13 protein-coding genes and 1 tRNA gene are annotated in these 9,916 nt (G+C 32.6%); 4 read left to right on the top strand and 10 right to left on the bottom strand.

The window, feature by feature from the left end; all coding sequences use genetic code 11:
• Window positions 1–72 precede the first annotated feature (72 nt).
• The gene (locus SFT90_05870; GenBank protein ID MDX1950008.1) at window positions 73–273 is read left to right on the top strand and encodes a hypothetical protein; all 201 of its coding nucleotides are present in this window, start codon (window positions 73–75) and stop codon (window positions 271–273) included.
• Between the two features lie 275 nt (window positions 274–548).
• Here the strand turns inward: SFT90_05870 and SFT90_05875 are convergent, their stop codons facing one another.
• Complete coding sequence (locus tag SFT90_05875; GenBank protein MDX1950009.1) at window positions 549–932, bottom strand: transcriptional repressor; 384 nt, start codon at window positions 930–932, stop codon at window positions 549–551.
• A gap of 107 nt (window positions 933–1,039) precedes the next feature.
• Window positions 1,040–1,116 (bottom strand) — tRNA-Arg (locus tag SFT90_05880).
• An 81-nt stretch (window positions 1,117–1,197) separates the two neighbouring features.
• Between SFT90_05880 and SFT90_05885 the strand changes: the two genes are divergently transcribed.
• Window positions 1,198–2,142, top strand: coding sequence for an ELM1/GtrOC1 family putative glycosyltransferase (locus SFT90_05885; protein ID MDX1950010.1), 945 nt, complete (start codon window positions 1,198–1,200; stop codon window positions 2,140–2,142).
• A gap of 43 nt (window positions 2,143–2,185) precedes the next feature.
• On the opposite strand, the gene SFT90_05890 is transcribed toward SFT90_05885, so the two are convergent.
• The 4 genes from SFT90_05890 to gcvT all read right to left on the bottom strand — a co-directional run bounded on the left by SFT90_05890 (window position 2,186) and on the right by gcvT (window position 4,941).
• Window positions 2,186–2,392: a cold-shock protein gene (locus SFT90_05890; protein MDX1950011.1), complete on the bottom strand. Its 207-nt coding sequence runs from the start codon at window positions 2,390–2,392 to the stop codon at window positions 2,186–2,188.
• Window positions 2,393–2,517: 125 nt separating this feature from the next.
• Window positions 2,518–3,264: a molybdopterin-binding protein gene (locus SFT90_05895; protein MDX1950012.1), complete on the bottom strand. Its 747-nt coding sequence runs from the start codon at window positions 3,262–3,264 to the stop codon at window positions 2,518–2,520.
• Window positions 3,265–3,633, bottom strand: a complete 369-nt coding sequence (gcvH, locus tag SFT90_05900; GenBank protein ID MDX1950013.1) for a glycine cleavage system protein GcvH — start codon at window positions 3,631–3,633, stop codon at window positions 3,265–3,267. It lies immediately after the preceding gene.
• Between the two features lie 210 nt (window positions 3,634–3,843).
• Window positions 3,844–4,941, bottom strand: a complete 1,098-nt coding sequence (gene gcvT, locus SFT90_05905; protein MDX1950014.1) for a glycine cleavage system aminomethyltransferase GcvT — start codon at window positions 4,939–4,941, stop codon at window positions 3,844–3,846.
• Window positions 4,942–5,180: 239 nt separating this feature from the next.
• On the opposite strand from gcvT, the gene SFT90_05910 reads away from it, so the two are divergent.
• A complete protein-coding gene (locus SFT90_05910) occupies window positions 5,181–6,083 on the top strand; it encodes a response regulator (protein ID MDX1950015.1) in 903 nt (300 codons plus the stop codon).
• A gap of 196 nt (window positions 6,084–6,279) precedes the next feature.
• Here the strand turns inward: SFT90_05910 and SFT90_05915 are convergent, their stop codons facing one another.
• From SFT90_05915 to SFT90_05930, 4 genes are all read right to left on the bottom strand, one after another.
• The gene (locus SFT90_05915; GenBank protein ID MDX1950016.1) at window positions 6,280–7,029 is read right to left on the bottom strand and encodes a TIGR02186 family protein; all 750 of its coding nucleotides are present in this window, start codon (window positions 7,027–7,029) and stop codon (window positions 6,280–6,282) included.
• Complete coding sequence (locus SFT90_05920; protein ID MDX1950017.1) at window positions 7,022–7,978, bottom strand: sulfite exporter TauE/SafE family protein; 957 nt, start codon at window positions 7,976–7,978, stop codon at window positions 7,022–7,024. Before SFT90_05920 ends, SFT90_05915 begins: the two co-directional genes overlap by 8 nt.
• Window positions 7,979–8,092: 114 nt before the next feature.
• Window positions 8,093–8,635 carry a DUF192 domain-containing protein gene (locus tag SFT90_05925; GenBank protein MDX1950018.1) on the bottom strand — a complete coding sequence of 181 codons (543 nt, stop codon included), beginning with the start codon at window positions 8,633–8,635 and terminating at the stop codon, window positions 8,093–8,095.
• Window positions 8,632–9,252, bottom strand: a complete 621-nt coding sequence (locus SFT90_05930) for a hypothetical protein (protein ID MDX1950019.1) — start codon at window positions 9,250–9,252, stop codon at window positions 8,632–8,634. The genes SFT90_05925 and SFT90_05930 overlap by 4 nt, the downstream gene beginning before the upstream one ends.
• Window positions 9,253–9,305: 53 nt before the next feature.
• Here SFT90_05930 and dapF point away from each other — a divergent pair.
• A partial coding sequence (gene dapF / locus SFT90_05935; GenBank protein ID MDX1950020.1) for a diaminopimelate epimerase occupies window positions 9,306–9,916 on the top strand: 611 nt, incomplete at its 3' end.

Here is a 9,916-nt window from a genome sequence, read left to right on the forward strand (position 1 = left end):
CATTGTAACAAATTAGCATCTTTATTTTTAAGGTTTTTGATGTATAATACTTAAGAATCTTTTGGGAGAAGTATGACATCTATAAACACAGGCTTGCAATCTTATTCTTACGCTAATTATCAGTCTAATTTGCAATCGCAAAATGCATCTAAAAATCCTGCAAACACAGAGCTTCAAGCTAAAATTGCTGGTATTCCTGGTGTTGATGATTCATCTATTGAGGCAAGTTCAGTAGTTTCAGGCGTTGGCCAAATTATAGATATTTTAGTTTAGCTTTTTAGGCACTGTTAGCTAATTATTATAAAATTTGTTATGAGTCAAAAATTGATATATACAAGGCAGAAAGTGCGTCGAATAGTTATTCATATTCGCAAGCTTTCTAACGAAGTAGATAGCAATTTTTGCCATAACCTAAAAGGCTACTATTAATTTTGGCATATAGCTACAGAAAAATTTTCGGAAATATGAGTAACTATTTCACTCAATTTTTCTTTGCTCTCTGCAAAAATTAATCAAGTAGCAAATTTATAATAATTAGCTAACAGTGCCTAGGCCTCGCAATTATTGCAAAGGCCTATAATTTCAATGCTTTTAGGAATAATTTTTAAGGCTGATTTTGTAATTGCTTTTAATATAATCTCATCAAAATTAACTCCAGCAACTTCATCAATTTTTCCGCATTTATTGCAAATAATCATTGCATTTAATGCCTGATGATTGTGATTGCCATGGCAAGCCGTATAAGTGCTTGTGGCTTGAATTTGGTGGATATTTCCGCTTTTTTCAAGCCTAGCTAATGCCCTATAAATAATCGGAGGGCTTTTGATTTTATTTTTCAATTTTGCAAGAATTTCATAGGCAGAAACAGGTGCTAAAGCTTTTTTTATCACATCTAAAACAAGCTCATCATTGGTTTTTTTAATCTGTTTCATATATTATAATTCTTTTGATATAGCCAATTAAAAGCCTATTATAAAAAATGTTTTAGGAAATAAAAGAGATGAAATATAAAAAAGGGCTTCAAAGCCCCTTTATTTATTGGCGCACCCGACAGGATTCGAACCCATGACCTTCTGATCCGTAGTCAGACGCTCTATCCAGCTGAGCTACGGGTGCGTATTGTAAATCTATTGCTAGATGCCCGAAAAATAATATATAAACCCTAGAAAGCAATATAATTTTTAGTCTTTTGTGGAAATGTTAGGTTGGCTCAAAAAAAAGCCTGTAATTTGGCTGGTTTCAGATGGCACAGATAATATTGTGCAGTCTAGAGAACTCGCCAAAAACCTTACAAAACCTCAATATATTTATGAGTTTACTAGATTAAATGCAAATTCCAATTTTGAATTTCCTGATATTGCTGTTGGTGTTGGTTATAATATCGCTGATATTTTGATTAGCTTAAAGGAGCGTTCAAAAAATAAAACCAAGATTATTTCAATTCTTGATCCGCTTAAAAACCAAAGTGATTTTGATTATATAATTTTGCCTTCTTATGAGCCTTACAAGATTAATTCAGGCAATATAATTTATTCAAGGGGGCTAATTAATTATATTAATCCAAGATTTTTAGAAAAAGTAAAAAAAGATAAAAAATTCAAATTTTTTAATGAGTTTAAGTTGAAGCCTCCATTTACAACTTTAATTCTTGGCGGAAGGCACACCGGCGGAAATGTTTCAGAGGAAGATGTGGAGATTTTAGCAGAGAGATTAAATCAAATTATTACCCACAAAGGTGGCACAATTTTAATATCTTCTAGTAGAAGAACTGAAGCAAAAACTATAGCAAGGCTTAAAGAAAAATTACATGCTCCTTTTTATTTTTATGATTACTCAGAGCGAAAAATTGAAAATCCTTATAATTATTTTTTGGCGATTTCAGATGAAATAATTGTAACTGGTGATTCAGTTAGAATGATGTGTGAGGCAGTTAGTAGTGGAAAAAAAATTCGCATTTTTAAGCCTAAAATGCTTGGGTTTCAATATTATTCCTTGATTGATGAGTTTATTAAAAATAATAATGCAATTGATTTGATGGATAAAAATTTTGATACAAAACCATTTTCAACACAGCTAATCAACGAAGCAAAAAGAATCGCAGAAATTATAAAACTAAGTTTTGCGAATAAAAAAAGCGTGTGAAAATAATTCTACACGCTTTTAATATTGAATTAGATTTAACTAATTAGCCGTTGATAACTTTTAAGTTAACAGCTGTAAGTTTACCTTTTTCTGTAGCTAGTTCAAAAGAGATTTTATCACCTTCGTGTAACCTAACATTTGATGCGATAACAGCAGATTTGTGAACAAACACATCTGCACCGCCTGTGTCAGGTTGGATAAAACCAAAACCTTTCTTAAAGTTGAACCATTTAACCGTTCCAGTAGCCATTTTTACTCCTAAATTGAAATCAAAATCGCATAATTTTGTTTTACAAAATTATACAGATAAGCTCAACCGAGCCTATCTAACAAACATAATATATTAAAATATCGGCTTGGCAAGTGATATAATTATTAGTTACTCTCAATGAATTTTCCATTTTTGGATAGGACTAAATCTCTGATTTGTGAGGCGGCGAATTTTACTTTTTCCTCATCTAAGCCGCGAACAACAAGGCTTACAGAGTATTTTCCTTCATAAATGAAGGGGTAGCTTCCAATTTCAGTTTCAGGGTTTGCTTTTTGAATTTCTGCAAGTGGAACTGCAACATCACCCTCTACTAAATTGCAAGAGATGGTTTCGGACAAAATTTTTCTACCCTGCACCAAAAATTGCGAAGCGTAATCAAACATAACCTGCATAATGCTTGGAATTCCTGCTAGAATAAAAACATTTTCAATTTTGCAACCAGGTGCAGAAGTGAGCGGATTATCAATTAAACTAGCTCCTTCGGGTGTGAGTGCCATTCTTAGCCTTGCCTCATTAAGTTCACTGCCACGATTTTTGTAATATTCCTCAAGTCTTTTCCTCGCTTCAGGGTGTTCAACTGCTTTTACGCCGAATGCATAAGCGATGCTTTCAATGGTGATGTCATCATGCGTTGGCCCAATTCCACCAGTTGTGAATAGATAATCATATTTCTTTCTAAGCTGATTTACCGCCTCAGCAATTTCCTCTTTAATATCTTTGACAACACGAACTTCGCAGAAATTTATACCCATTTCTACTAGTTTTTTAGCAATGTAATTTAGGTTTTTATCTTGCGTTTTGCCTGATAAAATTTCATTACCTATTATAAGAAGTGCTGCGGTTTTATTCATTTATAGAGATTTTAGGTATTCTTTATAAGAATTTTCATCCATTAAGTCAGATAGCTCAGTGGGGTTAGACATTTTAATTTTTGCAATCCAACCTTTTTCAAGATTTAATTTGAGATCATCAACATTATCAGCAAGCGTACTATTCACCTCAACAATTTCTCCAGAAACTGGAGTATAAATTTCAGAGGCGATTTTAACTGATTCCACAACTGCAAAATCCTGACCTTTCTTAACATTTAGGCCTTTTTCAGGAAGCTGAATAAAAACTAAATCTCCAAGTGCATCCTTAGCGTAATCAGTGATGCCGATTGTTATAATATCTCCTTCAACACGAATAGTTTCGTGTTCTTTTGTGTATTTAATAGACATTTTGTAAATTTTTTTTGTTAAGGTTTATATAATTTTCTCCCCCTGTTTACGGGGGGAGATTAAGAGGGGGGCTTAAATAGAATAAGTTTCAGTATAAATTAAATATTCGCTTCAAATTGCCCCCACCCTAACCCTCCCCCGTAAACAGGGGAGGGGATTTGATAATAAATAACTAAAGTGATAAAAAATATTTTCAATAATTAAAATTTTTTAACCAACGATTTTTTTTATTTTAGGCTGAACGAAAGTGAATCTTGAAACTATTGCTTGATATTTTTTGCCCCTAACATCAACTTCTAAAACCTCGCCCTCTTTGGCGAAATCATTGGAAATTATGCCCATTGAGATTGGCTTCTGCAAAACGGGGGAAAACCCACCGCTTGTAATAATTCCAATTTTATTGCCGTTCTTAAAAATTTCTGAGCCTTCTCTAGCAACCACTTTTTCATTAAAAATCATACCGATTCTTTTTCTTGGAATGCCATTACTTTTTTGATTTTTCACAATATTTGAGCCGATATAATTATCATTATCTTTGCTCATAACCCAGCCCAAGCCTGCTTCTAGCGGTGTTGTTTCGTCGTTCATATCGTGGCCATAAAGCGGATAACCCATCTCTAAACGAAGTAAATCTCTTGAACCTAAACCAGCTGGTGTAACATTAAATTTTTCAACAAGCGTTGACCATAACTCAACTGATTTTTTGCCTGAAATACTAACCTCAAAGCCATCTTCACCAGTATAGCCTGTGCGGGTAACTAAACATTTTTCACCAAGAATTTCAACGAAACTCGCCTTCATATAGCCAATTTTTGAAAGGGGGAAATCAGTAAAGTTTTGTAAAATAGATTCCGCCTCAGCACCTTGAATGGCAAGTAAAGCTTGGTTTTCAAGGATTTCTAATTCAACGCCATCTGAAAGATTTTTCTTAAACCAAGCGATATCTTTATCTCTACAGCCAGCATTTATCACCACATGAAATTCATTTCTAGAAAGACGAGTTATGATTAAATCATCAATAATTCCTCCCTTTTCATTGGTGAGAACGGTATATTTGCACAAAAAATCGGTTAAACGATGAAAATCAGAAGGGGTAATTTTATTAAGGTAACTTGGTGCAGCTAAGCCTTTCACTCTAAGCTGACCCATATGAGAAACATCAAAAAGCCCGACTTTATTTCTAACAGCATTATGCTCAGCAATTATACCAGCGCGATAATATAAGGGCATATCAAAACCAGCGAATTCCGCCATTTTTGCACCAAGTTCAATATGTTTTTTGTAAAGAGGAGTTTTTTTAAGTGCCATATTCAAAATTTTTTTCAGAGGCTAAAATTTATAGCAGAACATTTCAAGCAAAATCTATAAATATAATTTTATGTTTTAGATTATTACAGCAAATTGTTTCATTTTAACATAATAATTAAATTCTTCAGTTTAAGTATTTGAAATTTAAGGGAAAATTTTTGGCATAGAAACGGCTTATAAAATTAAAAGCAAGTAGCTAATAATTCCAAGTAGGAAAGTAAGTAAACTTGGGGGAGTTTATGAATTTTTGTGGCAGGGTGTTAACTATAGATGATCAAGAGGAAGATTTAGAGATATTAAATCATATACTAAAAAAATCTAATTACGAAACTATAAGCGCAAGAAATGGCTTGGAAGCACTTGATATGCTAGATAAAAATTCCGCAGTTGATGTTATTGTGCTTGATAGAATGATGCCCAAAATGGACGGAATGAGCTTTATAAGAAGGATAAAAGAAGATAATCGCTTTCGTGATACGCCAATTATTATGCAAACCGCAATGAATGAGGATTATCAAATACAAGAAGGTATAGAAGCTGGCGTTTATTGGTATATTACCAAGCCATTTAACCAAAATATGTTGGCAAGCCTCGTGAAATCAGCTTATAGAGCCAACAAAAGGAATAAGAAAATTTCAGCAATTACTGATTTTTATATTGATAGCAGAAAAAAATTCAAAGGCGGAATGGATAGATTAAATAGTGCTAATTTCTGCATTAAAACTATTGAAGAAGCTAGGGATTTAGCCCACACTATTGCGATTGCTTATACTGAGCCAAAAATTATGGTTGGTGCAATTTCTGAGCTTTTGGTGAATGCTGTAGAACACGGAAATTTAGGAATTTCTTTTGAAGAAAAGCACCAATTAATTTTAGATGGAATGTGGGAAGATGAAATAGAATATCGCTATAATATGCCTGAAAATCAGAGGAAATCTGTGCAGGTGAATTTGTTTAGAGAAAATGGCGAGCTTATCTTAAAAATAAAAGATGATGGTGATGGTTTTGATGTTAAACCCTTCTTGAGTTTTGATTCAGATAGAGCCTTCAAAGCTAACGGCAGAGGGATTTATCTGGCTTCACTCGCATTCAATAAAATTGAATATTCCACCAAAGGTAATGAAGTTACTTGCTGGGGTTAGGGAAATTGTTCGATAAAATAGATTTTAGACACTTAACCGCAAATTGTCACCCCGCATTTATTGCGGGGTTAAACAATAAACGCATTCAAAACTTAATCCTAAAACACTTTCAACCAATAACCCCGCAATAAATGCGGGGTGACATTTAGGTGAAAAGCTAAAAATTTACGGATAGTAGTAATTATAGCTGGTAAGGTTAACGCCCCTTAAATAATTGGCTTGCGAAGAGGCCTGAGATAATTGCTAAAAAAACCGCTAAAATACCATAAATGTAAGGTTTATTGTGTGCAAAATTGAACATAAAGGCTTCAAAACCAACTTGTTCAACAATTATTGGCATTGTTTGAACGCTCTGAAGCAAGCCATCATTAAACAGAAAAATATCTATATTATAGGTGCCACGAATAATATTTTTGGGGAATTTTATAAAAGTTCTAAATAAGGTTTCACCCCAGAATAAAATATCTTCATTCTTGCTGAAATAAAGCTGTTGCTCTTTCATTATATCGTTAATTTCTTTGGTGATTTTTTTAGCTGAGCTTTTATCGCCGATGTTAGAATCAGAAATTACAGAATATCTAAGGTTTTCAAACCCAATTTTCAGAGATTTTAGAAGTGAAATATTTTGAATTGAGGAAATATCTCGCATAGATGAAATTGAATAAAAGCTATAAACATCTTTAACTTTTGTGTTTTCAATATTCGTCCAGATGCCAGCAACTTTGCCCTTTTTACGTAAGATATAATCTTTTTTAGGGCCAGTTGCGAGAATGATAATATTGCCAGCATCATTCCTTGCACCATAAATTAGAACATCTTGGCCTTTGAATTTGTGATCAATATCAATTTTTCTAGGGTAGGCATCAGCCACAATTGGCCTTGCATTTGCATTTAGTGAGGCAAGTAAAATAATTAAAAAGAGAAAAATATTTAAGAATTTAATCACTATTAACGCTTAGGGAATATAAGTTTTCAGGCTCTAAAAATAATCCAAAGCCAAGCCTTAAGCATACAGCAAGAATTAAAATTGATAAGAAAAATCTTAATTTTAAGGCTGGTATTTTATTTGACATTCTTGAACCGAATTGAGCCCCAATTACGCCGCCGATAATTAGGATTACCGCCAAAACCATATCAACTGATTTAGTTGAAACTGAATGCATTAAAGTTACTACTGATGAAGTGAAGATAATTTGAAAAAGTGAAGTGCCAACAACAATATTTGGAGGCATTTTTAGAAGATATATCATCGCGGGAATCATAAGAAAACCACCACCTATACCCATAATTGAAACCATAATACCCGCGATAGCACCAATTAAAATTGGTGAAATTAAACTTACTTTAAGCCCAGATTTTTCAAATTCTAAAACATAAGGCATATGAATATTTTTGAGTTTTCCAGTTAAATATCTAAATCCCAAAATATCAACTAAATGAAACTTAAATTTTTTATCTCTTGGCAAGTGAGCCTCAAGGTGAAGAAGGTTTTTTCCGCTTTCAATAAACATTAAACCACCAATTCCACCTAGGAAAATTACATAAATAAGAGAGATTGCTATATCAATTTGCCCGATATTTTTAAGCCAAGTAAAGATTAATATACCAATGTATGAGCCAATTAATCCGCCGATTAGAAGGAATAAGCCCATTTTCAAATCAACATTTTTTCTATACCACTGATTCATAAAGCCAGTAACAGATGAAGCGATAATTTGATTTGCAGAAGTTGCAACTGCAACAGAGGGCGGAACGCCAATAAATATTAGTATTGGGGTTACCAGAAAGCCACCACCTATACCAAAAAGCCCTGCAAGCAAGCCACCGCAAGTGCCAACTAAAAGTAGCAAGAAAATATCAATCGGAATTTCTGCTATTGGTAGGTAAATTGACATAGGTAGTTAGTAAAAATATTAATGTTTTTGAGTCATTTCGAACGAAGTGAGAAATCTAGTTGTAATATAAAAATCCTGATAAATCTCGCTTCGCTCGATATGAAACTTAAAAATTTAATTCTCAAAATTGCCTTTTTCTTTTTCAAATTTAACAATATCGCCTCTATCAAGGCCTAGTTTATCTGCAAGCCCTGCGTTGATTTCTAAAACATATTTCGCTGGATAAATTGAATTTACAAATTCAGTTGAATGTGGAACTGCATTTTTACCAATATGCTTAATCTCAAAATCAGAGCCAATATAGACTATATCAAGCGGTATATAAGTGTTTTTCATCCAAAAATTGCGTATAGTTACATCAGGAAATATAAAAAACATTCCCTTATTTTCTGGCATTTCTTTAACATACATTAAGCCGAATGATCTCTTAAAGGCATCATCGGCAACATCAACTTGAAAATTTATAATTTCGCCGTTTTGTTTTTTTATTTCAATTTTTCCCATACTATATTGAGGCTTATTTTCTTCAGTAAATTCTTCACCGTGATTTTGATAAGCAATTTCTCTGCGGTTATTATCTGCTTGGAAATTGAAATACCAACCAGCCCACAATAATGCAATTATAATTGAGAAGAAAATTGTATTTTTATATTTCATAATTTTTGTTCAATTAAAACTTCAAATCTGCCTTTTGTAAAAAATCCAGCTTGAATTTCAGTGTAATCATTTTGACTTAAACCCTTGAATATCAGCCTTGGTAATTCAGTTGAGTGAGATAGCCCAAGCCTTGTGAACATCATCAATACTGGGCTAAAATCATTTCTAGTAATGTAATAAGGGATAAAATTTATTTGGCTAGTTTGTTTTAACAACTCCATTAAGTTTTGAGGTTCATCACTAACTGCAACAAATAAGTAATCAATATCATATTTACTTGATGGGTGTGATTTCATAAGCCTATTGAGCGATGTTAGTAGTAGCCTATCACTAATTGAGGCTGGGTTATAGAAATAATAGATAGTTTGACGGCTTAACCCTTCAGTATCAGCTCTAAAATTTATAATTTGCTCGTAGTTTAATTGATAAATTTTTGGTTTGTTTTTATTATTTCTAGCCTCTGGAAAGTCTCTATCTAGCTTAACTTCAAGGGGGAACATAATTGTGTTGACAACATCTGCTAATTTTGAATCAAGGATAAATTCAGGCAAATTATTTTTATAAAAAAGCCAAAAGCCTGATAAAAATAATGTAATAACTATTAGCCATTTAAGCATTGGATAAACCTAAGTTTTGTGATATGCATTATTCTACTAAAATGTAATAAATTATGAAAGTAAAACTTCGCAGAATGAGCGGTTTAGGAAATGATTTTCTTATCTATGATGCTAGAACGCAAAATAAATTGAGTGAAATTATTAAAAACATTTCAAACCTTAGTTCAAGAAAAAATAAGGAAACTAAGGGTTGCGATCAATTTATCATTATGAAATCTGCTGAAAATGCTGATGTTTTTATGGAGATTTATAATGCAGATGGCAGTGAGGTTTCAGCCTGCGGAAATGCTACTAGATGCATTGGTTTTTTAATCTCAGAAGAAATTTCACAAAAAATTGTTCAAATTCAAACTAAAGCAGATAATTTAATTTCAGAAAACCTAGGTAATAATTTGGTTTCAGTGAATATGGGTAAGCCAATTTTTGAGTGGAATAAAATTCCACTTAGTGAAAATTTTGATGTTTTCAATATTCCAATTAGCGTTGAAGGTTTTGAAGTCCCAAGTGCTGTGAGTATGGGAAACCCTCATTTAGTGTTCTTTACTAATGTTATTAACATTGATAATTTTGAAGTTAAAAAATTTGGCGAGCCACTTGAAAGTCATAATTTTTTTCCTCAGAAAACCAATGTAGAATTTGCAAAAATTATTGATAGAAAAAATAT

The sequence above is a fragment of the Rickettsiales bacterium genome, assembly GCA_033762595.1.
GTDB lineage: Bacteria > Pseudomonadota > Alphaproteobacteria > Rickettsiales > UBA8987 > JANPLD01.